The following is a 22,840-nucleotide window of genomic DNA, read 5'->3' as shown; positions in this document are numbered from 1 at the left end:
GGGTGCGAGCAGGTATCCGTGCGCCGCGGGTGTGCGCCCCGGGGTGTGCGCGGGCGCGGCGCGGTCCGGTCGCCCGGGGCCTCCGGGTCCGCGGGGCGGGTGACCCGGATTCACGGTCCGGGCCCGGTTTTCCGTACCATTCGGCCCATGGCTAAGGCACCCGTTCTCACCCCCCAGGCGGAAGACTTCCCCCGCTGGTACCAGGACCTCATCAACAAGGCCGAGCTGGCCGACAACGGTCCGGTGCGCGGCACCATGGTCATCCGACCGTACGGCTACGGCCTGTGGGAGCGGATGCAGCAGGAGATGGACGCGCGGATCAAGAAGGCGGGCGCCCAGAACGCCTACTTCCCGATGTTCATCCCGCAGTCCTACCTGACCAAGGAGGCCGAGCACGTCGAGGGCTTCGCCCCCGAGCTCGCGGTGGTCACCCACGGCGGCGGCAAGGAACTGGACGAGCCGGTCGTGGTCCGGCCCACCTCCGAGACGATCATCAACGAGTACTTCTCCAAGTGGGTGCAGAGCCACCGCGACCTGCCGCTGCTGATCAACCAGTGGGCCAACGTGGTCCGTTGGGAGCTGCGCCCGCGCGTCTTCCTGCGCACCACCGAGTTCCTCTGGCAGGAGGGCCACACCGCCCACGCCACCTACGAGGACGCCCGCGACTACGCCTCGCTGATCCACACCGACGTGTACGGCGACTTCATGACCAACGTGCTCGGCATCGACGTGGTGCTCGGCCGGAAGACCGCCAGGGAGCGCTTCGCCGGTGCCATCAACACCCTCACGCTCGAAGGCATGATGGGCGACGGCAAGGCGCTGCAGATGGGCACCAGCCACGAACTGGGCCAGAACTTCGCCAAGGCGTTCAACACCACCTACCAGCTGCAGGGCGCCGAGCGCGAGTACGTCTGGCAGACCTCCTGGGGCGTCTCCACCCGCATGGTCGGCGGCCTGATCATGTCCCACGGCGACGACAACGGCCTGCGCGTGCCGCCGCGGCTCGCCGCCGTCCAGGCCGTGGTGCTCGCCATCAAGGGCGAGGACGCCGTGCTGGCGAAGGTCCGCGAGATCGGCGCCGCGCTGGAGGCGGCGGGCGTGCGCGTGGTGGTCGACGACCGCACCGACACCCCGTTCGGCCGCCGCGCCGTCGACTGGGAGCTCAAGGGTGTCCCGCTGCGGATCGAGGTCGGCCCGCGCGACCTGGAGGCCGGCACCGCGATGCTGGTCCGCCGGATCGCCGGCGGCAAGGAGCCGGTCCAGGTCGACTCCCTGGCCGCGATCGTCCCCGGCATCCTGGAGGAGGACCAGGCGCAGCTGCTGCGCGAGTCCCGCGAGCGCCGCGAGTCCCGCACCGTGGACGTCAAGAGCATCGACGAGGCCGTCGAGGCCGCCGCCACCGGCTGGGGCCGGATCTCCTGGGCCGACCTCGGCCCCGAGGGCGAGGCCAAGTTGGCCGAGCAGGGCGTGTCGGTGCGCTGCATCGTCGCCGCGGACGGCACCGTTCCGGCCGCCGACGACCAGCCCGGCAACCTCGCCCTGGTCGCCCGCGCGTACTGATCCGACCGCACCCGCCGGCCCCTCCGGGGGCGGCCCGTCCGAGGGGCGGGCAGCGGAATCCGGGTGCCCGGTGCGCGCGCCGCGCCGAACTGCGGGAGAAACGGGGGTTCCGGGCAATTCCGGAACCCCCGTTCACGTACTGGAAATTGAGACTACTGACCAGTCAACTCCCCGGGGTGGTCCACAAGCGGTACGGTGTACGGCCCGTGGCCCTGTCAATTTTCGGACAGGTCGCGGGCCGTCCGCCGTGGGGATGTTGGGCTCCGCGACGGGTGCCGAGTGCCCGGCGAAACCCGTCGGGTCCAAACGTGCAGGGGGTTGGTCTTGCGTCAGATCGGAGCCGCGCACATCGCGCGCGGACATGCATTCCTGAGAGTTCGCTGGGAATTCCCGAACAACGGAACCCGCCGGAACATCGGCTCTCACCCCATCGTTGGTACAGCGTGAGCACGACACAGCCCCTCGTCCTCGCGGCCGAACTGGCCGCCGCCTGGAGCGACATCCAGGCCCACCACCTGGACCTGCCGGACCTGGCCTCTCCCGAGGCGTTGATCGGCGAGTCCTCATCGGCCTGCGGCACCCAGCTCAACTTCGAGCGACTGCTGCACGAAGCCGCCCACGGCCTCGCCGCCGCCCGGGAGATCCGCGACACCTCGCGGGCCGGCCGCTACCACAACCGGCGCTTCCTGCTGCTCGCCTCCGAGCTGGGCCTGGCCCACCCGGTCGAGCCGCACGCCAGCAGCGGCTTCTCCCAGGTGACGATGGGTCACGAGACCCGCGACCGCTACGCCGGGACGATCGAACGTCTCGACCGCGCGCTCGGGGCGCACCAGCTCGCCGTCGCCGGCGAGGGCAACCACCGCGCGTTCCGCGGGCCGGCCGCCAGGCACGGCTCCTCGGGCGGCGGCGTCCGGGTCAAGGCGGTGTGCGGCTGCGGTCGCAACGTCCGCGTGGTCCCGTCCGTGCTGGCGCAGGCCTCCATCGTCTGCGGCGCCTGCCAGCAGCCGTTCAAGATCGCCTGAACCGGGTCGCGGGCGGGGTGCCCGCGGTCCGGTTCGCACGGTCGGCCGACCCCGATCCGGGGCGGGGCGGTCGACGTCGAATCCTGTTGGGTCGTACAGCTCGTCGTGTACAGCTGCCGACCGGGCCCGAGCGGCCCGAAGACACCGGTGGGTCCTGCCGTGCCGTGCGGGGGCGCGGTCCGGGGGATCCGGGCGGTGTGGCAGAATGGACAGCTGAGTACTCGGCAGCCAAGCAGGACCCTCTCTCCTTGAGGCTGGCGTGTCCACTGATCGGCACCTCGCGCCGCAGCCCCACGCGGCGGAGCGCTGCTCACCCACGTCAAGACCAGTCAAGACACAGGAGAAACCACAGCCGTGGCTGTCAAGATCAAGCTGAAGCGTCTGGGCAAGATCCGCTCCCCGCACTACCGCATCGTCGTCGCCGACTCGCGCACCAAGCGTGACGGCCGCGCGATCGAGGAGATCGGCGTCTACCAGCCGACCTACAACCCCTCGAAGATCGAGGTCGACGGCGAGCGCGCCCAGTACTGGCTGTCCGTCGGCGCCCAGCCGACCGAGCCCGTCCTCGCCATCCTCAAGCTGACCGGCGACTGGCAGAAGTTCAAGGGCCTGCCGGCTCCGGAGCCGCTGAAGGTCGCGGAGCCCAAGGTCGAGGACTTCTCGCACCTGTTCGCCAAGGCCGTCGCCGGCTTCGAGGACGCCACCACCGGTGTCGCCATCACCCCGAAGGCCAAGAAGGCGGACAAGGCTGACGAGGCCGAGGCCGCTTCCACCGAGGCCTGAGCATGATCGAGGAAGCCCTCGACCACCTGGTGAAGGGCATCGTCGAGCACCCCGACGAGGTGCAGGTCCGCTCGCGCAACCTGCGCCGCGGTCACACCATCGAGGTGCGGGTGCACCCCGACGACCTCGGCAAGGTGATCGGCCGGGGCGGCCGTACGGCACGCGCACTGCGCACCGTGGTCGGCGCCCTCGGCGGTCGCAACGTCCGGGTCGATCTGGTCGACGCGGACAGCCTTCGCTGACTCCTCGACCGCCGACCGCCATCAGGTCGGCCACCGGGTTTCCAGGACCGGCCGGGACGCATCCGTCCCGGCCGGTCCTTGCCGTTCCCGCGGCGCTTCTCCCGGCTCCGCCTCCTCCCGGGCTCCAATCCTCATCAGCCCTCATCAGCCTTCATCACTGTCTGCATCTGTCTCAGGAGAACGATCACCGTGCAGCTCGTCGTCGGCAAGATCGGCCGCGCCCACGGCATCCGAGGGGACGTCAGCGTCGAGGTCCGCACCGACGAGCCGGAGCTGCGGCTCGGGCCCGGCGCGGTCCTCCTCACCGACCCCGCCGCCATCGGACCGCTGACCGTCGAGAGCGGCAAGGTGCACAGCGGACGCCTGCTGCTGCGCTTCGCCGGCGTCAAGGACCGCACCGCCGCCGAGGCGCTGCGCGGCACCTTCCTGATCGCCGAGGTCGACCCGGACGAGGTCCCCGACGATCCCGACGAGTACTACGACCACCAGCTGATCGGCCTGGACGTCGTCCTGACCGACGGCACCCCGGTCGGCGAGCTCACCGAGGTGGTCCACCTCCCCTACCAGGACCTGCTCACCGTCGTGCGCCCCGACGGCACCGAGGTGCTGGTCCCGTTCGTCGAGCAGATCGTCCCCGTCATCGACCTGGACGAGCAGCGCGCCGTGATCACCCCGCCGCCCGGCCTGATCGACCCCGTCGAGACCACCGGTGCCGCCGACCCGGACGGGGGCGCGGCGGAGTGAGTGACATGCGGATCGACGTCGTCACGATCTTCCCCGAGTACCTGGAGCCGCTGAACGTCTCGCTGGTCGGCAAGGCCCGCGCCCGCGGCCAGCTCGACGTGCACCTGCACGACCTGCGCCAGTGGACCACCGACATCCACCGCACCGTGGACGACACCCCCTACGGCGGCGGCCCCGGCATGGTGATGAAGCCCGAGCCGTGGGGTGCCGCGCTGGACGCCGTGCTCGCCGCCGGGGCGGAGAGCGGAACGGTGGGCGAGGTGCCCACCCTGGTGGTGCCGACCCCCAGCGGACGCCCCTTCACCCAGGAGCTCGCCCAGGACCTGGCCGCCCGCCCGTGGCTGGCCTTCGCGCCCGCCCGCTACGAGGGCATCGACCGTCGCGTCATCGAGGAGGCCGCGACCCGGATGCCCGTGGTCGAAGCCTCCATCGGCGACTACGTGCTGGCCGGCGGCGAGGTCGCCGTGCTGGTGATGGTCGAGGCGATCGCCCGGCTGCTGCCCGGCGTGCTCGGCAACGCCGAGTCGCACCGGGACGACTCCTTCGCTCCCGGCGCGATGGCCGACCTGCTGGAGGGCCCGGTGTACACCAAGCCCGCCGAGTGGCGCGGCCGCGAGGTGCCGGAGATCCTGCTCAGCGGCCACCACGGGAAGATCGCCCAGTGGCGGCGCGAGCAGGCCTTCGCCCGGACCCTCGCCCACCGGCCCGACCTGGTGGACCGCTGGCAGCGCGAGGCGTTCAGCAAGAAGGAGCGCGAGGCCCTCAGCGTGCTCGGCCTGGCCTGGGACGAGACCGCCGGCCGATTTCGGTCCGTGGCCGACCCTGTGGAACAATAGGCGACTGTTGTCTGTCGCCCGGCTCCCGTCGTGGGGGTCAGTGGACCGGTGCCCCCGCCACGGGGGGCTCACCGTCAGCCGAAGCGGCCCGCAGCACCACCCAGTTGAATCGAACTTCCGTGGGCGGCCCGTGGCGCCTGCGATGGAGAGCAACGATGAGCAACAAGCTCGCTGCTGTCGACGCGGCCTCGCTGCGTACTGACATCCCCGCCTTCCGCCCCGGCGACACCCTCAAGGTGCACGTCCGAGTCATCGAAGGCAGCCGCTCGCGCGTCCAGGTCTTCCAGGGCGTCGTCATCCGTCGTCACGGCGCCGGCATCGGTGAGACCTTCACCGTCCGCAAGGTCAGCTTCAACGTCGGCGTCGAGCGCACCTTCCCGGTGCACACCCCGGTCGTCGAGAAGATCGAGGTCGTGACCCGGGGTGCGGTCCGCCGCGCCAAGCTGTACTACCTGCGCGACCTCCGCGGCAAGGCCGCGAAGATCAAGGAGAAGCGCGACGCGTGATCGCGCACGCTTGACGGGGGTCGGCCCTCCTCCCGGTACTGACCGGGAGGATAAGCTCACCCCCGATGAGCACGCACGAGCCACTGACGGACCGCGACGGCGGTTCCGCACCCACGGGTACGGAATCACCGGCGCGGTCCGTCGGCGTTTCCGGGCCCGACCGGGCCGACCCCGACCCCGGCCGCGGGGGTGCGGCGGGAGCTGACGCCGCGTCCGGTGCCGGTGCGGAGCCGGGCGTTGACGCCGGTGCCGGTGCCGCGTCCGGTGCTGGCGCTGCTGCCGAGGCGGAGGGCGATGCCGGGGCCGAACCGGAGCCGGCGGCCGCTGGGCGGCGGTGGTCGAGGGACCTGCTGTGGATCGGCGCGGTCTGCGTGGTGGTCCTGCTGCTGGTGAACGCCTTCGTGGCGCGGCCCTTCGGGGTGCCCTCCGGGTCGATGGAGGGGACGCTGGAGCCCGGCGACCGCGTCCTGGTCGACCAGCTCGCGTACTCCTTCGGCGACCGCCCGCAGCGGGGCGACGTGGTGGTCTTCGACGGCATCGGCTCCTTCCTGCCCTACCAGGACGAACCGACCGGCCTGCGCCACCTGTTGACGCAGGCGGGGCTCGCCCCGGGCGGCGACACGGTCTACGTGAAGCGGGTCATCGGCCTGGGCGGCGACCGGGTCACCTGCTGCGGCACCGACGGCCGGCTCCGGGTCAACGGCGTGCCGCTGGACGAGAGCGCCTATCTGTTCCCCGGCGACGCGCCGTCGGCGGTACCGTTCGACATCGTGGTTCCTACCGGGAAGTTGTGGGTGATGGGCGACCACCGCAGTGCCTCCCGCGACTCCCGTGACCACCTCGGCGAACCCGGCGGTGGTGCCGTCCCCGAGGACAGGGTGATCGGACGGGCTTCCTGGGTCCTGTTCCCCCTCGGCCGGGCGTCCTCGCTCGACCGGCCGGCGGCGTTCGCCGCGATCGAGGGGACAGGTGGCCATGGGGAGCAGAGGTAGACCCCGGGACTCCGCCGACGGCATAGCCGGCCCCGCGACAGCGGGCCGCTCCCGGCGCACGCGCGCCGCCCACTCCGGCGTGGACCCCGACTTCGGCCCCGAATCCGGTGCCGCCTTCGGGTCCGCTGCCGCCCCGGAGTTCGAGTCGGTGTACGTGCCCGGGGCGGACGGCGTCGCCGATGCCACCGCCGGTGTCTCCCGTGCCTCCGGTGTCTCCAGTGCGGTCGATGCGGTTGATGCGCTCGGCGGCGCCGGTGACGGCACCGGTGACGGGGGAGGGAACGGGGGAGGGGGCGGTGCCGGGGATCGGCCCGGGCGGGGGCGCGCGGACCGGCGCCGGTCCGCGAAGCGGGCCGCCCGCCGCAGTCGGCGCTCCTTCCTGCGCGAGCTGCCGGTGGTCGTGCTGGTGGCGCTGGTCATCGCGGTGGTGCTGAAGACCTTCCTGCTCCAGGTGTTCGTGATTCCCTCCGGTTCGATGGAACAGACCCTGCGGATCGGCGACCGGGTCGTGGTGGACAAGCTCACGCCGTGGTTCGGGGCCGAGCCGAGCCGTGGCGAGGTGGTGGTCTTCAAGGACCCGGGCGGATGGCTGGAGAACGACCACAAGCCGTCCACCGACGGGCCCGTCCTGCGGCGGACGAAGTCGGTGTTCTCCGCGGTGGGGCTCCTTCCCTCCGACAACGAACGGGACTTGATCAAGCGGGTCATCGGCGTGGGCGGCGACACCGTCGAGTGCTGCGACGACAAGGGCCGGGTCAGCGTGAACGGCACCCCGCTGGACGAGCCGTACATCGCGGCCGGGAACTCCCCCTCGCGGATCACCTTCAAGGTGACGGTGCCTCAGGGGCGGCTGTGGGTGATGGGGGACCACCGCGACCTCTCCGCCGACTCCCGCTACCACATGGGCAATCCGGGCGCCGGGACGATTCCGGTGGCGAACGTGGTGGGCAGGGCCTTCGTGGTGGCCTGGCCGCTCTCCCACTTCGGTCAACTCGGTGTGCCGGATTCACTCTCCTCATTGCCGGAGCAGGCGTCACGATCCACGGCCGACAGGCCGATTCCTGCGGAACCCCCACTCGTTATGGGTGTGTTGGGCGTCCTTCCGGTCTTCGTCCGGCGGCGGAAGCCGCGTCCTGGAGGCGGGCCGGTGGGCGACTGACGGGCCGGTCGGCGCGTGGAGGCACGGCTGGGCCGACCGGGAGTGATAGAGAAGTGCTGAAGTGCTCGGTTCCGGCCTGGTGTCGGGCGTGCCCCTCCCGGGCAAGCCAGAGGCGGGTTTTCGGTCGATCGCAGAATGTGGTGCCCGCTGTGCGGCACTGGTGAGCGCGGGCGCACGGGCGTCCGCACAGCAGGGAGGAGATGTCGTGGGGGATCTGGTGATCGGTGCCCGCTCAGGTGCTCCGGAGCCCGACGGGGAACCGGTGGGCGACCAAGGGGCGCAGGCCGGGGACGGCGACGCCGTTCGGGGCGCCGAGGCGGAGGAGACGACCGACGAGGGGTCGGCCACTGCCGGCCGGGCGCCCAAGCAGCGCTCGTTCTGGAAGGAACTGCCGATCCTGATCGGCATCGCCCTGGTCCTGGCGCTGGTGATCAAGACCTTCTTCGTCCAGGCGTTCTCGATTCCCTCGGGCTCGATGGAGAACACGCTCCAGGTCGGTGACCGCGTCCTGGTCGACAAGCTCACCCCCTGGTTCGGCTCGGAGCCGGAGCGCGGGGAGGTCGTGGTCTTCAAGGACCCGGGCGGCTGGCTGAACGACGAGCCGACCCAGCGTTCCGACAACTCCTTCATGCGCGGCGTCCAGGACGTGTTCAGCTTCATCGGGCTGATGCCGTCCAGCAACGAGAAGGACCTGATCAAGCGCGTCATCGCGGTCGGCGGCGACACCGTCGAGTGCCAGGGCTCGGGCCCCGTCAAGGTGAACGGCATCGCGCTCGACGAGCCGTACATCTTCCCCGGCAACACCCCGTGCGGGGAGAAGCCGTTCGGCCCGCTGAAGGTGCCCGACGGCCGGATCTGGGTGATGGGCGACCACCGGGGCAACTCCCTGGACTCGCGGTACCACATGGACCAGCCCGGTGGCGGCACCGTTCCCAACGGGAACGTCGTCGGCCGTGCCTTCGTGGTGGCCTGGCCGATCGGCGACTGGGCGACGCTGCCCGTCCCGGACACCTTCGACCAGAAGGGCCTCGCGGCGGGCGGGCCGCTCGCTCCGCCGCTTGCCGGAGCCGCCCTGACCGCTCCGCTCGCGTGGTGGGTGCGCAGGCGCCGCCGCTGATCGGTGGCGAACCGGCCGCGAACGACTCTTGCGCGGGCCGTGGTACTCGTGAGTAATCTGCTCGCACGTGCCACGGCCCGCGCTGCTGTCCAGCCCCGGACGGCGACCGGCGGGCGGGCCGCGAGCGCTCGACCCGAGCGCGTGAGCGTCAGGAGAGGGCTGAGCCGATGAGCAGCGTCGCGGAGCGGACAGCGCGGACCGGGACCGGGCCGGGCCCCCGTCGGAGCGTGGCGTCGATCGTCCAGGGCGTGGTGATCGCGCTCGGTTTCGTGATGCTGGTCGGCGGCTTCGCCGTGCTGGCCGTCCAGTACCGGCCCTACAAGATCCCCACCGGCTCGATGAGCCCGACCCTGGAGACCGGCGACACCGTGCTCGCCCGGACCGGCGGGGGATCGGCCGGACGCGGTGACATCGTGGTCTTCCAGGACCAGGACTGGGGCAACGCGACCCTGGTGAAACGCGTCGCCGCGGTCGGCGGCGACACCGTCTCCGGCGACGCCGCCGGACGGATCACGGTCAACGGCAAGCCGGTGGCCGAGCCGTACCTGGAGCCCGCGAAGGTGGTGGCCACCGCTTTCTCGGTGACCGTGCCCGAGGACCGGCTGTTCCTGCTCGGCGACTTCCGCGGCAACTCGATGGACTCGCGCAGCCACCTCGACGTGGCCTTCGGCACCGTCCCGGCCTCCGGGGTGAAGGCGCGGGTCGAGGCGGTCGTCCAGCCGATGTCCCGGGCCGGGCTGAAGCAGCGCACCGCGGCCTTCGACGACCTGGGCGCGCCGGGCGCGCACCGGCCCGGTCCGCTGGTGCCGGCAGCCTGGACCTCGGTCGGCGGGGCCGTGCTGATCGTGCTCGCCTCCGCGGTCGGCTGGGTGGTCTCGCTGACCCGGCGGCTGGGCGGGCGGCGGAAGCCCTGACCCGGGAGCCGTCGGGACGCCCCGGCCCGCTGCCGGCCGGAGGCCGAGGGCGGCCCGCAGGGGCGTACGGAGCCGGCGGAGGGAGGTGAGCAGGGCGATGGTCGAACGGCGCAGGGCCGTGCGCGTGGTGCTGCTGGACCCGGACGGCCGTGTCCTGCTGCTGCGCGGCGCCGACCCGGCCGTGCCGGGGACGGAGTGGTGGATCACCCCGGGCGGCGGCATCGAGCCGGGCGAGAGCCCGATCGGGGCGGCGCGGCGCGAGCTGGCCGAGGAGGTCGGGCTGGTGGGCGTGGAGTGGGGACCGCTGATCGCGTACGGCACGGTGCAGTTCTCCTTCCGGGGACGGGACTACGAGCAGGAGCAGTGGTTCCACCTGGCCCGGATCGGACGGGCCGAGGTGGCGTTGGCGGAGGGCGCGGCGGACGACGAGCATGCGCTGCTGCTGGGCGCCCGCTGGTGGACCGCGGACGAGTTGGGGCGCACCGGGGAGACCGTCCACCCCCGCGAACTGGGCGCGCTGGTGGGCCGGGTTCTCACCGAAGGGCCGCCAGAACCGCCAGTAAGGCTCTGAGCACGGGTCCGGTGGTCCACAATGGGGTGGACGTGACGAGTGAGGGGACGCTTGGAATGAGTGCCGAAGACCTCGAGAAGTACGAGACCGAGATGGAGCTCAAGCTCTACCGGGAGTACCGGGATGTCGTCGGCCTGTTCAAGTACGTGATCGAGACCGAGCGGCGCTTCTATCTGACGAACGACTACGACCTCCAGGTGCACTCGGTGCAGGGCGAGGTTTTCTTCGAGGTGTCGATGGCGGATGCCTGGGTCTGGGACATGTACCGACCGGCCCGGTTCGTTCGGAAGGTACGCGTGCTGACTTTCAAGGACGTGAACATCGAGGAACTCGCCAAGAGCGACCTCGAGCTGCCCTCGGACGATTCCGGGTTCGGGAACTGACCGCTCCACCCCGCCCGGCCGCCGCCGGCTGCGGTGACCTGGGAGCATGCTGCCCGGGCCACCGAGACTGGACGGCGCGGCCGACGGCTGCCCAGCGCATTTTTTGATTTGTCGCTCGAACGAGTGAGCCAATTTATCCACAGGCCCGGGTTATCCACAGGCTGAGGATTTCACTGGCCTGCCCGCGGGCTGCGACGGCAACCTTCCGACCGGAGGTGATTGCCGTGCAGAATCCCCACAAGATTTCCACCAGCGGTCTCGGTCGCTACGGCGAGGAGGTCGCCGCCCGTCGGCTCGCCGAGGGCGGGCTGTGCATCCTGGAGCGCAACTGGCGCTGCGCCGAGGGCGAGCTGGACATCGTCGCCCTGGACGGGGACACCCTCGCCGTGTGCGAGGTCAAGACCAGGTCCGAGCACGGTTTCCAGCAGCCGTCCGAGGCCATCGACCAGACCAAGGCCGACCGGCTGCGCCGCCTGGCCGAGCGGTGGCTCGCCGAGCGCTGGCCGGTCCACTTCTCCCGTCTGGTGCTCGCCGTCGAGCAGGCGGACCCGACCGGCCGGGCCGGCCCGGCCGAGCCGCCGCCCGGGGAGACCGAACCGCCGCCCGGAGCGTCGGCCGGCGGCCCCGCGCCGCCACCGCCCGGCGGCGTCCGGATCGACCTGGTCGCGGTGGTCAACCGCCGCAAGGGCGCCGCCGAGGTCGAGCACCTGCGCGGGGCGATGTGAGATGGCCTTCGCCCGCACCTGCTCGGTCGCCCTGGTCGGAGTGGACGGAGTCGTGGTCGAGGTCCAGGCGGACCTCGAACCCGGCCTCGCCGCCTTCAGCCTGGTGGGCCTCGCCGACAAGGCCCTCCTCGAAGCCCGTGACCGCGTCCGCGCCGCCGTCTCCAACAGCGGCGAGAAATGGCCGCTGCGCAAACTCACCGTGGGCCTCACCCCCGCCTCCGTGCCCAAGAGCGGCAGCGGGTACGACCTGGCGGTGGCCTGCGCCGTCCTGGCCGCCGCCGAACGGCTCGACCCCGCGTCGATCGACGGCCTGCTGATCATCGGCGAGCTCGGGCTCGACGGCCGCGTGCGCCCGGTGCGCGGCGTCCTGCCCGCCGTGCTCGCCGCCGCCGAAGCCGGCTACCGGCAGATCGTGGTCGCCGAACAGACCGCCGCCGAGGCAGAGTTGGTGCCCGGTGTCTCCGTCCTCGGCGTGCGCAGCCTGCGCCAGCTCATCGCGATCCTCACCAACGCCCCCGTCCCCGACGAACCGTCCGACCCGACCACCGGCCGCCCCGACTCCTCGTTCGCCGGACTGCTGCTGCCCGGACTCGGCGTCCGCGACGTGATGTCCGGACAGGTGGGTCGCCCCGACCTCGCCGACGTCGCGGGGCAGCACGAAGCCCGCCGGGCCCTGGAGATCGCCGCGGCGGGCGGCCACCACCTGTACCTCAAGGGCCCGCCCGGGGCCGGCAAGACCATGCTGGCCGAACGGCTCCCCGCCCTGCTCCCGGCGCTCACTCCGACCGAGGCCCTCGAAGTGACCGCGATCCACTCCGTGGCCGGCCTGCTCCCGCCCGACCGGCCGCTGATCGACAACCCGCCGTACTGCGCCCCGCACCACTCGACCACCATGCCCGCCATCGTCGGCGGCGGGACGGGCCTGCCCAGACCCGGCGCCGTCTCCCTGGCCCACCGAGGTGTCCTGTTCCTCGACGAAGCACCGGAGTTCCAGACCAGGGTGCTCGACGCGCTGCGCCAACCCCTGGAGTCGGGGGAGGTGATGATCGCCAGGGCCGCGGGCGCGATGCGGCTCCCCGCCCGCTTCCTGCTCTGCCTGGCCGCCAACCCCTGCCCCTGCGGCCGCTACTCGCTGAGAGGAGAAGGATGCGAATGCACACCCGTCATGGTCAACCGCTACCAGGCCAGGCTGTCCGGTCCGCTGCTGGACAGGGTGGACCTCCAGGTGCAGGTCACCGGGGTCACCAAGGCCGAGCTGATGCAGCAGGGCGGAAAGGCCGAGAGCACGGCCACTGTCGCCGAGCGGGTCAAGGAGGCCCGCGCACGAGCCGCAGCTCGCCTCGCCGACACCCCGTGGCGGACCAACGCCGAAGTGCCTGGGCACGAACTGCGCACGCGGTGGCAACTCGCACCAGGTTCGCTCGCCGACGCCGAACGTGACCTCGACCGCGGCCTGCTCACCGCCCGCGGCCTCGACCGCGTCCTGCGGGTGGCCTGGACGGTCGCCGACCTCGCCGGGCGGGACCGCCCCGACCGCAGCGACATCAGGACGGCGCTGGTGCTCCGCACCGGCGTCCAACGCGCCACCCACCCGACCGACCGCCGGGCCGACCCCTACTACGACGTCGACACCGACCTGGGAGGCGAGTACTGACCCGGGCTCAGCTGTTGGACCGCCACCACCCCTGCGACACCCGCCCGTTCGCGCGGCGAACGGGAAAGCGCGCAGCCGCCCGTACCCCGTACGCCCCTGTCCGCCAGGAGTTCCCATGACCGCCTGCCCCGATTCCCGCGAGCACACCGGTCGGCCCGCAGCCGACGGCCGAACCGCTCCCACCCGGCATCCGTCACCGCGCCCGCCCGACGGCCACCCGGCTGCGGACCACGACGGAGAGCTGCTCCACCGGCTGATCCGCGGAGCCGGTCCACCCGCGCTGCACCGGCCGCACCAACCACCGGACGCCGCCCCGGCACCGGCACGGACGCACGCGGGGGCTCGCCCAGAAGCGGTGCGGAGCGAACAGCGCCCCGAGCGGCCCACCAAGTGGGCCGAGGCCGACGCCCGCCCCGGCCCGCCCGATTCCGAGCGGGTGGCCCGGGCCGCGCTCACCCGGCTCATCGAACCCGGCGACGCCGCCGTCGGACGTTCCGTCCAACGCCTCGGCGCGGCGCGGCTGGTGCAGGGGATCCGCGAGGGAGCGCCACCGGACCGGCTGGGCCTCGGCGCCGACCGGATCGCCGCCTACCAGGAGAGACTGCGAAAGTTCAACCCGGCCGTCGACCTGGAGCGGATCGCCAGGCTCGGCGGAAGGTTCATCATTCCGGGCGACATCGACTGGCCCTCCCAGCTCGACGACCTCGGCGACAGCCGCCCGGTCGGGCTGTGGGTCCGCGGCCGGTCCACACCGCGGCTGCCCTCCCTGCGCCTGCTCGCGCTGCGCTCGGTCGCCGTCGTCGGATCGCGGGCCTGCACCGGCTACGGCCGACACGTCGCCGGCCACCTGGGGTCGGAGCTCGCCGAGCGCGGATGGGTGGTGGTCTCCGGGGCGGCCTACGGGGTCGACACCGCGGCCCACCTCGGGGCGCTCGCGGTCAACGGGATGACGATCGCGGTGCTCGCCAGCGGAGTCGACATCTGCTACCCGCGCGGGAACGAAGCGCTGATCGAACGGATCGCCGGTGCGGGCCTGCTGGTGAGCGAACTCGCCCTGGGGATGAACCCGACCCGATTCCGGTTCGTGCTCCGCAACCGGGTGATAGCCGCGCTCACCCGCGGCACGGTGGTGGTAGAGGCCGCACCGCGCAGCGGGGCCCTCAGCACCGCCCGCCGCGCCAGGGACCTGAACCGGCACACCATGGGCATCCCCGGCCCGGTCACCTCCGAACTCTCCGCCGGCGTGCACACCTTGCTCCGGAGCGGCGCCGCGACCATGGTCACCAACGGTGCCGAAGTGGGTGAACTGGTCGGCTCCATCGGCGCCGACCTGGCACCGGAGCGGGTCGGACCGATCCTGCCGCGCGACGCGCTGGAACCACCGGTGGCGCGTGTCCTGGAAGCCGTCCCCGCGAGCGCCGACGGCGCGCCGGTCCGACGACTCGCCCAGTACGCCGCGCTCTCCGAGGAAGCCACCGTCCACCACCTGCACGAGCTCAGCTCGCTCGGGTTCGTCGAACGGCACGGAGCGCACTGGAGGCTGGTACGACGCAAATGATCACATCCGAGCAGGGCCGGACAGCACTGGCCGACCGAACGGGTCACCCGGTCAACCCGGAGGACCCCCAGGTGAGTTGAGAGCGCGACCGGTGGCGGTCGACCCGGGCGGGCGACCCGGCGCTGCGCATGCGTCCGGCCGGGCGGCGGTGGTGGCGGAGGTCCGCGCTGGTCGGCGGGCCGAACGGGGACACCCGACTGACGGCCGGTCAGCGGTTCGGCCGCGACGCGCCGACGGAGCCCTTTGCTGCCACCGGATCGGGCGACGCCCGAGTGGCGGTAGCGCTGTGCAGCGACTCGGTCACGCTACGCTCGCTTATGGCGTCCCTATCAGCACATGACTCGGCAGAACGGCGCAGACCAACGCATGCCCACTCACATTCCCGGACACAGGATGACCGGTGACGGTCGGTCCCCGGACGGGACGGGGGCCGAGACCCGCAACGCCGCGGAGTGGCGGGCCAGGCCCTCGGGAGTCGTGGGAATGACGAGGCCGGGCACCCCCCCGGCCGCGACCCCACAGTTCCCGGCCCGTCCCGTTCCCTCTCCGCCTCTCCCGTACCCGCCCCTCCCGTACCCCCCGGCTTCGCAGAGCCAGGAGGCCCGGCCGGCCCCGGGGCGCCAGTCCTTGGCGCAGCCACCGGTCGACCGGCCCGCGCAGGTGCTGCCCTGCCCACAGGCGGCGCCTCCGGGGGCCACGGCCAAGGTCCGGTCGGGCGAGGGCGAGACCGCGCCCGCGCTCCGGCCGGGCCGGGTGCCCCGCGGTGCCCCGGCCGGTGATCGTCCTGCTCCGGGCGGTGCCCCGGAGAGCGCCGTCGACGGCGGTCCGGTCGGTGCCGTTCCGGAGCCGGAGCGCGGGGCCCCGGACGGGGTCAGGCAGCAGTCGGGCCAAGCCGCGACGGGGACGACCTCCCCGGGGCAGCGCCCGGCACGCGGCCGGGCCGAGCGGGGTGCGCGGGCCAAGGGCAAGGAGACGGCGGCGCGCAGTCCGCAGGTCCGCAGGCAGGCGGGCGGTCCGCCGTCGGCACGTACGCCGGAACCCCCGGCGCGAGCCGCGGGGCGCGACCAGGCCCGGCCGTCGGCGGTACCCGTGCCGCCGACGGTCCCTCGACCGGCGCCCACCGCCCCGCCCCCGGCCGGGCCCGTCGACCCGAACAGGCCGACGGCCACCGGTCCGGCGGGCCCAGGCACCTGGACGTCCTCCGGGCCCTCCACGCCCTCGTCCCTGCTCTCCTCGGTGCCCCCGGCCCCGGTGGGCGAAGGCGGCGCGGCACGTTCCGGGGCCACTCCGCCCGCGCCCGCCCAGGGCGACGGCGAGCGGAGCGGTACGACCGGTGCGTCCGGGGAGCCCGGGCAGGCGGCGGAGGCGACCCCCCCCAAGGGCGGTGAACGCGGCAGGGGCGCCGATCAGTCGGCGCTGCACGCACTGTGGCGGTCGTACAAGGAGACGGGCGACCACGGGCTGCGCGATCAACTGATCCTGCACTACTCGCCGTTGGTGAAGTACGTCGCCGGCCGAGTCGGGGTCGGCCTGCCGGCGAACGTGGAGCAGGCGGACTTCGTGTCCTCCGGGGTGTTCGGGCTGATCGACGCGATCGAGAAGTTCGACATCGACCGGGCGATCAAGTTCGAGACCTACGCGATCAGCCGGATCCGCGGGGCGATCATCGACGAACTGCGGGCCCTGGACTGGATCCCCCGGTCGGTGCGGCAGAAGGCCAAGGCGGTCGAGCGGGCCTACGCCACCCTGGAGGCCCGGCTCCGACGGACACCGCACGACCCCGAAGTGGCGTCGGAGATGGGCATCTCGCTGGACGACCTGCACACCATCTTCAGCCAGCTGTCCCTGGCGAACGTGGTGGCCCTCGACGAACTGCTGCACTCGGCGGGCGAGGGCGGTGACCGGCTGACCCTGATGGAGACGCTGCCGGACAGCGGCGCCGACAACCCGGTCGAGATCGCCGAGGACCGCGAACTGCGGCGGCTGCTGGCCTCCGCGGTCAACACCCTGCCCGAACGCGAGAAGACCGTGGTGACGCTCTACTACTACGAGGGCCTCACCCTCGCGGAGATCGGGCAGGTGCTCGGGGTGACGGAGAGCCGGGTCAGCCAGATCCACACCAAGTCGGTCCTCCAGCTCCGGGCGAAGATGTCCGACGCCCGCTGAACGGCCGAAACCCGCCCGGCGGGCCCGGCGCGGCCCGGAACCGGCAGCGCCGGGCCGGGCCGGTGGGAGCGGTGACGCCTCCACCGGCCGTCAGCGTCCGTAGAGTTGGGGCGTGCCGAAAATCCGGGCGGCCACGGTGGCCGAGCATCGACAGTTGCAGCAGGCAGCGCTGCTGGACGCCGCACGCGTCCTGCTGGCGGAGGGCGGCCGGGACGCGCTGAACTTCAGCGCGCTCGCCGCGCGCGCCGGGCTGGCCAGGTCCTCGGTGTACGAGTACTTCCGCTCCAAGTCCGAACTGGTGGAAGCGCTCTGCACGGCGGACCTCCCGCTCTGGGCCGCCGAGATCGAAGCCGCCATGACGGCCCGGGACAGCGCGGCGGAACGGATCGAGGCCTACGTCCGGGGCCAGGTGGCGCTGGCCACCGACCCGGTGCACCGCGCCGTGGTGGCGGTCGCCGAGTTCGAGCTCGACGACGCCGCACGGGCCCGCATCCGGACCGCCCACGCCGGGCTCACCGCCATGGTGGTGCGCACCCTGGAGGACCTCGGCCACCGGCGGCCCGGTGTCGCGGCCGCGCTGCTCCAGGGCGTGGTCGAAGCCGCCGTCCGGCAGATCGACCGCTGCCGGGACGGGGCGGGCACGGCCGACGCCGCCGCGGTCCGGGAGATCTCCGACGCGGCAGCCCGGTTCGCCCTGGACGGCCTGCGCCCGGCGAACCGCCCGGAACACGTCCAGCCGGAACACGTCCACCCAGAACGAGCCCACCCAGAACGAGCCCACCAGGAGCACGGCACCCCGGAGCGCAGGGACGGGGGAGCGGACCGGGCGGCGGACGCGCCCCGGCCCGCCGGGAACTGACCCCGGGAGGCCCGTCGCCCGGCCCCGGCAGGGAGTTGACCCGGCGTCAGGGCCCGTCGAGCGGCAGCAGGCGGGCCCGGCCGCTGCCGAGCAGGGCGAGCGGGTCGAGGTAGCGGTCGCCGCGGAGCAGCCCCCAGTGCAGGCAGTCGACCGGGCAGTGGCCGGAGTCGCCGGTCAGGGCGCCGATCGCCTCACCCGCCGCGACCGCCGTGCCGACCGGCACCGACCCGGCCACCGGCAGGTAGGTGGTCCGCAGCGGGGGAGTGCCGGAGCCGGGGTGGGTCACCACGACGACCGGCCGCCCCGCCACCTCCCCGGAGAAGGTCACCACCCCGGGCGCGGCCGCCCGCACCACCGAGCCCGGCGCGGCGGCCAGGTCCACTCCCCGGTGCCCGGCCGCCCACCGCACCGGCGGCGGATCGAACCGCCGCAGCAGACCCGAACGGTCGCCCACCGGCCACACCCGCCCCGCCCCGGGCCCGACCGGGCCCCGCGCCGCCGAGTCCTCCACCGGGACGGCCCGCTCCACCGCCGTCGGCAGATCGGCCCCCGCCCCGCCGAGCCGGGCCGCCACCACGGCCACGCCGCCCGGGGCGTCGCCCCTCGCAGGGCCCGCCGCAATGCCCGCCGACGGCCCGCCCGCGAGCAGCCCGGCGGCCAGTCCGGCCGCCGCCCCGACCACCAGCGTCGCCGCCAGCCCCACCACCACCCGGACCACCCGGGGCCCGACCCGCGGCCACCCCATCCCGACCTCCCGAAGTCCCGCACCGCCGGCACCGGCAGCCTCGTACCGCCGGCAGCCCCGCGCCGCCGACGACCGGCCCGCCGGGCCGGTCCGCGCACCACCCTGGCCCGCGGGGCCACCGCTCCGCCCGCAGGTTCCGGGAGCTGTGGACAGACCGGGGGCTGTGGACAACCGGCGTCCCCCGCAGGGGTGAACGGCGGTCGTCGGATTGCCGTCACCGGTACCGAAGCGGGTGGTGGGAGCCCGCGGAGTCGCCCGTGGCTCGGGGCTTCCCGTACACTTCACACGCGACCCGGTCTGCCGGGTCGACTTCGCACGCCCCGCCACCGACAGTCGATCTCCCTCCGGGAGCGATCGTCCGGTGCGAGTGCCGCTCGGTCCGCCGAGCCTGCCGAGGCCGCAAGCCTCGTCCAGGCCGAGCGGCTTGGCACGTCGGGGCGTCAGGCGTGACGGCCACCCGGCTGTCACGGTCAAACCGAGAGCCCCGGCACCCCCAAGGGCGCGACGCGTTCGCGCCTCCGACGGCGCGCCGGGCGACACACCGAGGAGCACGGCACATGGCCGTCGTCACGATGCGGGAGCTGCTGGAGAGCGGCGTCCACTTCGGTCACCAGACCCGTCGTTGGAACCCGAAGATGAAGCGCTTCATCTTCACGGAGCGCAACGGCATCTACATCATCGACCTCCTGCAGTCGCTGAACTACATCGACCGCGCCTTCGAGTTCGTCAAGGAGACCGTTGCCCACGGCGGCAGCGTCCTCTTCGTCGGCACCAAGAAGCAGGCCCAGGAGGCCATCGCCGAGCAGGCGACCCGCGTGGGCATGCCGTACGTCAACCAGCGCTGGCTGGGCGGCATGCTGACCAACTTCTCGACCGTCTACAAGCGCCTGCAGCGCCTCAAGGAGCTCGGCGAGATCGACTTCACGGATGTGGCCGGTTCCGGCCTCACCAAGAAGGAGCTCCTGGTCCTCCAGCGCGAGTACGACAAGCTGGAGAAGACCCTCGGCGGTATCCGCGACATGCAGCGCGTTCCCAGCGCCGTCTGGATCGTGGACACCAAGAAGGAGCACATCGCGGTCGGCGAGGCCCGGAAGCTCAACATCCCGGTCGTCGCCATCCTCGACACCAACTGCGACCCCGACGAGGTCGACTACAAGATCCCGGGCAACGACGACGCGATCCGCTCCGTCACCCTGCTGACCCGCGTGATCGCCGACGCCGTCGCCGAGGGCCTCAAGTCCCGCGCCGGTGTCGCCAAGGGCGACGCGAAGGCCGAGCCGGGCGCCGACCAGCCGCTGGCCGCCTGGGAGAAGGAGATCCTCGAGGGCGACAAGGCCGCCGAGGCCCCCGCCGCCGAGGCTGCCACTGAGGCTGCCGTCGAGGCCCCGGCCGAGGCTGCCGCCGAGGTCGTTGCCGAGGCTCCGGCCGTCGAGGCTCCGGCCGCCGAGGCCGAGCAGGCCTGACGCACCACCAGGGTGAGGGGCACCGGCCGGGCTGAGCCGGTGGGTGCCCCTCTCTCCCGTGCCGGGGGCCCGCACCACGGGCCGCGGCACTTTCCCACGCAGACACGCGAGACGTGAGAAGAGATCACAACCATGGCGAACTTCACCGCCGCGGACGTCAAGAAGCTCCGTGAGCTCACCGGCGCCGGCATGATGGACTGCAAGAAGGCCCTGGACGAGGCCGAGGGCGACGTCCAGAAGGCCGTCGAGCTCCTGCGCATCAAGGGCCAGAAGGGCGTTGCCAAGCGCGAGGGCCGTGACGCCTCCAACGGCGCCGTCGCCGCGCTGATCGCCGAGGACAAGAAGTCCGGCGTGCTGGTCGAGCTGAACTGCGAGACCGACTTCGTCGCCAAGGGCGGCAAGTTCGTCGAGGTCGCCAACGCGATCGCCGCGCACGTCGCCGCCACCTCCCCGGCCGACCTGGAGACCGCCCTGGCCTCCGAGATCAACCCGGGCCAGACCGTCCAGCAGTTCGTGGACGAGGCCAACGCGACCCTCGGCGAGAAGATCGTCTTCCGCCGCTTCGCGCAGTTCGACAACGACGGCTTCGTCGGCCTCTACATGCACAAGTCCGACCCGGACCTGCCGCCGACCATCGGTGTCCTCGTCGAGCTCGACCAGGAGAACGCCGAGACCGCCAAGGACGTCGCGCAGCACATCGCCGCCTTCGCGCCGAAGTACCTCTCCCGCGAGGAGATCCCGGCCGAGGACCTGGAGAACGAGCGCCGCGTCGCCGAGGCCACCGCTCGCGAGGAGGGCAAGCCCGAGGCCGCCCTGCCGAAGATCGTCGAGGGTCGGGTCACCGGTTTCGTCAAGGAGAACGCCGTCCTGGAGCAGGCGTTCGCCAAGGACAACAAGAAGTCCGTCGCCAAGGTCCTCGACGAGGCCGGCGTCACCCTCAAGCGCTTCGTCCGCTTCCGCGTCGGCGCCTGAGACCGTTCCCCACGCCCCTCCCGCCCCGGTCCGGCCCCGTGCCGGACATAAGGTAGGCGGGGACCCGCCCGCGAGGGCGGCGGAACGCGCCGACCGCGGCCCCCGGCACCCCGTGGGGGCGGCGTCGGCACCATGAACGACGAGGAGGCCATTGCCGTGCAGGAGACCGTACCGGTTCCCGCGGCGATGGCCTCCTCTCGTGTACACGGCTCCGGGTGCCCGCATCCGGAGCCGTGACCAGCACACGCAGATCTGCTGAGCAGCAGGCGGAGAAGGAGAAGTCCATGCAGGAGACGCAGGAGACCGCGCCGGGCGGTGCACGCCGCCGGGTACTGCTCAAGCTGTCCGGCGAGGCGTTCGCCGGTGGCGGCGGCCTCGGCGTCGACCCGGACGTGGTGCACGCCATCGCCCGTGAGATCGCCACCGTGGTCCGGGCCGGCACCGAGGTCGCCATCGTGATCGGCGGCGGCAACTTCTTCCGCGGCGCCGAGCTCCAGCAGCGCGGCATGGACCGGGCCCGCTCCGACTACATGGGCATGCTCGGTACCGTGATGAACTGCCTGGCGCTCCAGGACTTCCTGATCAAGGAGGGCATGGAGACCCGGGTGCAGACCGCCATCACCATGGGCCAGGTCGCCGAGCCCTACCTCCCGCTGCGCGCCATCCGGCACCTGGAGAAGGGCCGCGTGGTGATCTTCGGCGCGGGTATGGGCATGCCGTACTTCTCCACCGACACCACCGCCGTGCAGCGCGCCCTGGAGATCCACGCCGACGTCCTGCTGATGGGCAAGAACGGCGTGGACGGCGTCTACGACTCCGACCCGCGGACCAACCCCGGCGCGGTCCGCTTCGACGCGCTCGACTACACCGAGGTGATCTCCCGCGACCTCAAGGTCGCCGACCTGACCGCGATCACCCTGTGCAAGGACAACGGCCTGCCGATCCTGGTCTTCGAGCTGCTCGCCGAGGGCAATATCGCCCGTGCGGTCAAGGGTGAGAAGATCGGCACACTCATCAGCGAGGATTCCGCCCGGGCCCAGGCCTAGGGACTCTGAGCAGCAACAGCCGTCCGGGGCACCGGAACGGGACAACAGCAGATGAACCGGACAGGGAGCACACAGTGATCGATGAGACCCTCCTCGAGGCCGAGGAGAAGATGGAGAAGGCCGTCGGCGTCGCCAAGGACGACCTCGCCGCCATCCGCACCGGGCGTGCGCACCCGGCGATGTTCGCCAAGATCGTCGCCGAGTACTACGGCACCCTGACCCCGATCAACCAGCTGGCCTCGTTCTCCGTCCCGGAGCCGCGGATGGCCATGGTCACCCCGTTCGACAAGACCGCGCTGAAGGCCATCGAGACCGCGATCCGCGACTCGGACCTGGGCGTCAACCCGTCGAACGACGGCTCCGTCATCCGGGTGGTGCTCCCGCAGCTCACCGAGGAGCGCCGCCGCGAGTACATCAAGCAGGCCCGCGGCAAGGGCGAGGACGCCAAGGTCTCGGTCCGCTCGATCCGTCGCAAGGCGAAGGACGCGATCGACAAGCTGGTCAAGGACAAGGAGATCGGCGAGGACGACGGCCGCCGCGGCGAGAAGGAGCTCGACGACCTGACCGCCAAGTTCGTGGCGCAGGTCGACGAGCTGCTCAAGCACAAGGAAGCCGAGCTGCTGGAGGTCTGATCCGGACCTCGCGCACGCCCCGGGCCGGCGGTTCCACCACCGTCCGACCCGGGGCGCGGCTCGATCAGGACCGGTCCGGCCGGACCGCCCCGTCCGGAGCGGACCGGACCGCCACGGCCCGACCCGGCCGACACCAAACGGGTCACACGCGGCGGCCTCCGGCATGGAGAGGGGGCGGCGCGGCACAGACT

At 72.6% G+C, this 22,840-nt stretch carries 23 protein-coding genes; 22 read left to right on the top strand and 1 reads right to left on the bottom strand.

The features are described from left to right. Positions 1–147: 147 nt before the first annotated feature. The 18 genes from proS (at position 148) to ACIQBJ_RS26515 (ending at position 17,791) form a co-directional block, all read left to right on the top strand. Positions 148–1,560 (top strand): proline--tRNA ligase, encoded by a 1,413-nt coding sequence (gene proS, locus ACIQBJ_RS26600; protein ID WP_400715403.1) that lies wholly within the window; start codon positions 148–150, stop codon positions 1,558–1,560. Between the two features lie 443 nt (positions 1,561–2,003). Further along, on the top strand, positions 2,004–2,582 hold the full coding sequence (locus ACIQBJ_RS26595; protein WP_400715401.1) for a hypothetical protein: 579 nt from the start codon (positions 2,004–2,006) through the stop codon (positions 2,580–2,582). A 354-nt stretch (positions 2,583–2,936) separates the two neighbouring features. Beyond that, complete coding sequence (gene rpsP / locus ACIQBJ_RS26590) at positions 2,937–3,365, top strand: 30S ribosomal protein S16 (protein ID WP_400715399.1); 429 nt, start codon at positions 2,937–2,939, stop codon at positions 3,363–3,365. Between the two features lie 2 nt (positions 3,366–3,367). Next, positions 3,368–3,607, top strand: coding sequence for an RNA-binding protein (locus tag ACIQBJ_RS26585; RefSeq protein WP_030458813.1), 240 nt, complete (start codon positions 3,368–3,370; stop codon positions 3,605–3,607). A 189-nt stretch (positions 3,608–3,796) separates the two neighbouring features. Then, positions 3,797–4,351, top strand: coding sequence for a ribosome maturation factor RimM (gene rimM / locus ACIQBJ_RS26580; RefSeq protein ID WP_400715396.1), 555 nt, complete (start codon positions 3,797–3,799; stop codon positions 4,349–4,351). Between the two features lie 5 nt (positions 4,352–4,356). Continuing rightward, on the top strand, positions 4,357–5,187 hold the full coding sequence (trmD, locus tag ACIQBJ_RS26575; RefSeq protein WP_400715394.1) for a tRNA (guanosine(37)-N1)-methyltransferase TrmD: 831 nt from the start codon (positions 4,357–4,359) through the stop codon (positions 5,185–5,187). A gap of 155 nt (positions 5,188–5,342) precedes the next feature. Further along, complete coding sequence (gene rplS / locus ACIQBJ_RS26570; RefSeq protein WP_014138268.1) at positions 5,343–5,693, top strand: 50S ribosomal protein L19; 351 nt, start codon at positions 5,343–5,345, stop codon at positions 5,691–5,693. A gap of 65 nt (positions 5,694–5,758) precedes the next feature. Then, positions 5,759–6,685, top strand: coding sequence for a signal peptidase I (gene lepB, locus ACIQBJ_RS26565; protein WP_400715391.1), 927 nt, complete (start codon positions 5,759–5,761; stop codon positions 6,683–6,685). Positions 6,686–6,839: 154 nt separating this feature from the next. Then, entirely contained in the window at positions 6,840–7,844 is a 1,005-nt protein-coding gene (gene lepB, locus ACIQBJ_RS26560; protein ID WP_400715389.1) for a signal peptidase I, read from the top strand. A gap of 214 nt (positions 7,845–8,058) precedes the next feature. Continuing rightward, the gene (gene lepB, locus ACIQBJ_RS26555; protein WP_400715818.1) at positions 8,059–8,961 is read left to right on the top strand and encodes a signal peptidase I; all 903 of its coding nucleotides are present in this window, start codon (positions 8,059–8,061) and stop codon (positions 8,959–8,961) included. Positions 8,962–9,188: 227 nt separating this feature from the next. Then, positions 9,189–9,875, top strand: coding sequence for a signal peptidase I (gene lepB / locus ACIQBJ_RS26550; protein ID WP_400715387.1), 687 nt, complete (start codon positions 9,189–9,191; stop codon positions 9,873–9,875). 85 nt (positions 9,876–9,960) lie between these two features. Then, positions 9,961–10,446, top strand: a complete 486-nt coding sequence (locus tag ACIQBJ_RS26545) for an NUDIX hydrolase (protein WP_400715385.1) — start codon at positions 9,961–9,963, stop codon at positions 10,444–10,446. Positions 10,447–10,502: 56 nt separating this feature from the next. Next, positions 10,503–10,829, top strand: coding sequence for a DUF2469 domain-containing protein (locus ACIQBJ_RS26540; protein WP_014138274.1), 327 nt, complete (start codon positions 10,503–10,505; stop codon positions 10,827–10,829). A gap of 224 nt (positions 10,830–11,053) precedes the next feature. After that, positions 11,054–11,554: a YraN family protein gene (locus ACIQBJ_RS26535; RefSeq protein ID WP_400715383.1), complete on the top strand. Its 501-nt coding sequence runs from the start codon at positions 11,054–11,056 to the stop codon at positions 11,552–11,554. A 1-nt stretch (position 11,555) separates the two neighbouring features. Next, positions 11,556–13,208, top strand: coding sequence for a YifB family Mg chelatase-like AAA ATPase (locus tag ACIQBJ_RS26530; RefSeq protein ID WP_400715381.1), 1,653 nt, complete (start codon positions 11,556–11,558; stop codon positions 13,206–13,208). A 355-nt stretch (positions 13,209–13,563) separates the two neighbouring features. Further along, positions 13,564–14,766, top strand: a complete 1,203-nt coding sequence (dprA, locus tag ACIQBJ_RS26525; RefSeq protein ID WP_400715379.1) for a DNA-processing protein DprA — start codon at positions 13,564–13,566, stop codon at positions 14,764–14,766. Positions 14,767–16,002: 1,236 nt separating this feature from the next. Then, positions 16,003–16,932 (top strand): RNA polymerase sigma factor WhiG, encoded by a 930-nt coding sequence (whiG, locus tag ACIQBJ_RS26520; RefSeq protein ID WP_400715377.1) that lies wholly within the window; start codon positions 16,003–16,005, stop codon positions 16,930–16,932. A gap of 136 nt (positions 16,933–17,068) precedes the next feature. Beyond that, on the top strand, positions 17,069–17,791 hold the full coding sequence (locus ACIQBJ_RS26515) for a TetR/AcrR family transcriptional regulator (protein ID WP_400715375.1): 723 nt from the start codon (positions 17,069–17,071) through the stop codon (positions 17,789–17,791). Between the two features lie 46 nt (positions 17,792–17,837). Here the strand turns inward: ACIQBJ_RS26515 and ACIQBJ_RS26510 are convergent, their stop codons facing one another. Then, complete coding sequence (locus ACIQBJ_RS26510; RefSeq protein WP_400715373.1) at positions 17,838–18,536, bottom strand: murein hydrolase activator EnvC family protein; 699 nt, start codon at positions 18,534–18,536, stop codon at positions 17,838–17,840. A 557-nt stretch (positions 18,537–19,093) separates the two neighbouring features. Here ACIQBJ_RS26510 and rpsB point away from each other — a divergent pair. The 4 genes from rpsB (at position 19,094) to frr (ending at position 22,649) form a co-directional block, all read left to right on the top strand. Continuing rightward, the gene (gene rpsB / locus ACIQBJ_RS26505; RefSeq protein WP_400715371.1) at positions 19,094–19,999 is read left to right on the top strand and encodes a 30S ribosomal protein S2; all 906 of its coding nucleotides are present in this window, start codon (positions 19,094–19,096) and stop codon (positions 19,997–19,999) included. 132 nt (positions 20,000–20,131) lie between these two features. After that, complete coding sequence (gene tsf, locus ACIQBJ_RS26500; RefSeq protein ID WP_400715370.1) at positions 20,132–20,971, top strand: translation elongation factor Ts; 840 nt, start codon at positions 20,132–20,134, stop codon at positions 20,969–20,971. Between the two features lie 284 nt (positions 20,972–21,255). Beyond that, on the top strand, positions 21,256–22,017 hold the full coding sequence (pyrH, locus tag ACIQBJ_RS26495) for a UMP kinase (protein WP_400715368.1): 762 nt from the start codon (positions 21,256–21,258) through the stop codon (positions 22,015–22,017). Between the two features lie 74 nt (positions 22,018–22,091). Next, on the top strand, positions 22,092–22,649 hold the full coding sequence (gene frr / locus ACIQBJ_RS26490; RefSeq protein WP_400715366.1) for a ribosome recycling factor: 558 nt from the start codon (positions 22,092–22,094) through the stop codon (positions 22,647–22,649). Positions 22,650–22,840: the final 191 nt, after the last annotated feature.

Origin of the sequence: Kitasatospora sp. NPDC088391 (assembly GCF_044753345.1) — a bacterium.
Taxonomy (GTDB): Bacteria; Actinomycetota; Actinomycetes; order Streptomycetales; family Streptomycetaceae; genus Kitasatospora.
This window is presented reverse-complemented; position numbering and strand designations above follow the sequence as displayed.

What these genes read in the sequence shown, in the direction of transcription:
- proS (WP_400715403.1), top strand. Translation starts at nt 148, where the DNA reads ATGGCTAAGGCACCCGTTCTCACCCCCCAGGCGGAAGACTTCCCCCGC.
- ACIQBJ_RS26585 (WP_030458813.1), top strand. Translation starts at nt 3,368, where the DNA reads ATGATCGAGGAAGCCCTCGACCACCTGGTGAAGGGCATCGTCGAGCAC.
- trmD (WP_400715394.1), top strand. Translation starts at nt 4,357, where the DNA reads ATGCGGATCGACGTCGTCACGATCTTCCCCGAGTACCTGGAGCCGCTG.
- rplS (WP_014138268.1), top strand. Translation starts at nt 5,343, where the DNA reads ATGAGCAACAAGCTCGCTGCTGTCGACGCGGCCTCGCTGCGTACTGAC.
- lepB (WP_400715391.1), top strand. Translation starts at nt 5,759, where the DNA reads ATGAGCACGCACGAGCCACTGACGGACCGCGACGGCGGTTCCGCACCC.
- ACIQBJ_RS26540 (WP_014138274.1), top strand. Translation starts at nt 10,503, where the DNA reads ATGAGTGCCGAAGACCTCGAGAAGTACGAGACCGAGATGGAGCTCAAG.
- ACIQBJ_RS26530 (WP_400715381.1), top strand. Translation starts at nt 11,556, where the DNA reads ATGGCCTTCGCCCGCACCTGCTCGGTCGCCCTGGTCGGAGTGGACGGA.
- ACIQBJ_RS26510 (WP_400715373.1), bottom strand. Translation starts at nt 18,536, where the DNA reads ATGGGGTGGCCGCGGGTCGGGCCCCGGGTGGTCCGGGTGGTGGTGGGG.
- rpsB (WP_400715371.1), top strand. Translation starts at nt 19,094, where the DNA reads ATGGCCGTCGTCACGATGCGGGAGCTGCTGGAGAGCGGCGTCCACTTC.
- tsf (WP_400715370.1), top strand. Translation starts at nt 20,132, where the DNA reads ATGGCGAACTTCACCGCCGCGGACGTCAAGAAGCTCCGTGAGCTCACC.
- pyrH (WP_400715368.1), top strand. Translation starts at nt 21,256, where the DNA reads ATGCAGGAGACGCAGGAGACCGCGCCGGGCGGTGCACGCCGCCGGGTA.